The organism is Streptomyces marinisediminis, assembly GCF_026262575.1.
GTDB lineage: Bacteria > Actinomycetota > Actinomycetes > Streptomycetales > Streptomycetaceae > Streptomyces > Streptomyces marinisediminis.
Window position 1 is genome coordinate 1 of the sequence record NZ_JAPKFL010000078.1, and the last position, 1,390, is coordinate 1,390.

The following is a 1,390-nucleotide window of genomic DNA, read 5'->3' on the forward strand; positions in this document are numbered from 1 at the left end:
ATCGGCTTGAACTTGCGGTCCACGGTACGGTTTCCGGGAGAAACGAGCTCGACCACGAGCTGTACGCCCTCGGCGTCGACGCTGACGCCGTCCTCGGCGGTCGCGCCGGTGTCGGTCACCACAAGGTCGGGGACCACGAGACCGGAGGGCAGGATGACGTTGATGGCTTCCAGCACCTCGACTGGCGCCTCCGCAGCCGTGGCCGCCGCGTGGAGGATCATGGCGAGGCGGAGCGAGGCCCGCTGGTGGCGGATGCCGGGAGCGGGGGACATTACGAGGGATTCCCCCAGCAGCTCGTAGCGCATGGTGCGGTCTTCGGGCAAGGCGAGGACGTCGGCGACGGTCCAGGGCCCTGTGTGGTCGATGGCAACGCTCATCCCTTTCACCTCCTCACCCGACCGGCAAGTCTCAGCGTGACCTCGACGGGCGGTACACAACCAGCATACGGGCGCTCTCGCCTGCTGACACCGGGTTCCGCTTCCATGGGGATCCATCGAACCCGCGTGCTGCCCGGTCGTCCGACGGGGCCGCCACCGGCGTGTGCTCGCCCGTGGTCGGCCGGCTGCCGGGATGCTGGCGCGTCGCGTGTTCTTGGTGGCTTCCCGCCCTCCTCGACGGCAGCCTGGCGGATCCACTTCGACAGCGTCATCTCATGGACGCCGAAGTCCTTCGCGACCTGCGCGAGGGTGACGCCCTTCTCGCGGTTGAGCGCGACGCGGACCACCTTGTCACGGAACTCTCGGGGACAGGGAACTGGCACGGCTACATCCTTCCAGGCCGCCCTCAGGGCAAGCCAGGTCAGGTGTCACCCCACCGTGCAGCAGTCCCGATCGGGTATCCGGCCGAGCAGGTCGACGAGGAGCTCGTGATCCGGGACGGACGTGCGAACAGGTGCACAGATGCGGGACGATGGCATGGCGCGGGCGTCGTTCCCTGGTCGGACAGAAGGCGTAGGAACCTCTGTCCAACCGGACCGGAACGCGCCCGCGCACCTCACTCACCCGAAAAACCCCACGTCACAAGGCTGCCAGACGACTATGCCGGAGCCCTGGGGGCAGACCGGGTCGAGGGGCCGGTTCTGCCACTCGGTCATGCCGTCCATGACCTTGTCGGTGATCGTGGAGATCGTCGTTTTCGATACCTCGGCGCGGTAGACCTCGGCCGGGTGGGCCTGGACCTCGCCGGTCGTCAGACCCCTCGCGGACAGCGGGATCACCATCTCGTCCACGCCGGACAAGCGCTTATGCCGCTTGCGGACGATCTCCGGCTCGAAGCTGCCCTCGCGGTCACGGGGCACGGCTATCCCCACCGGCCCGACGTCCGTGAGCACGGTCTTGCCCCGAGTGCCGTTACGCGAGTTCCCACCATTCTTCCCGGCCGGATCATGCTT

The 1,390-nt window shown here is 67.8% G+C and carries 2 protein-coding genes and 1 pseudogene; all 3 read right to left on the reverse strand.

The window, feature by feature from the left end; genetic code table 11:
• Nucleotides 1-377 (reverse strand): Uma2 family endonuclease (locus OSB71_RS24115; protein ID WP_265950928.1); only part of this gene is annotated, 377 nt, incomplete at its 3' end.
• A gap of 5 nt (nucleotides 378-382) precedes the next feature.
• Nucleotides 383-760 carry a transposase gene (locus tag OSB71_RS24120; protein ID WP_265950929.1) on the reverse strand — a complete coding sequence of 126 codons (378 nt, stop codon included), beginning with the start codon at nucleotides 758-760 and terminating at the stop codon, nucleotides 383-385.
• A gap of 297 nt (nucleotides 761-1,057) precedes the next feature.
• Nucleotides 1,058-1,390 (reverse strand): annotated as a pseudogene (locus tag OSB71_RS24125) (transposase); the annotation flags it as partial.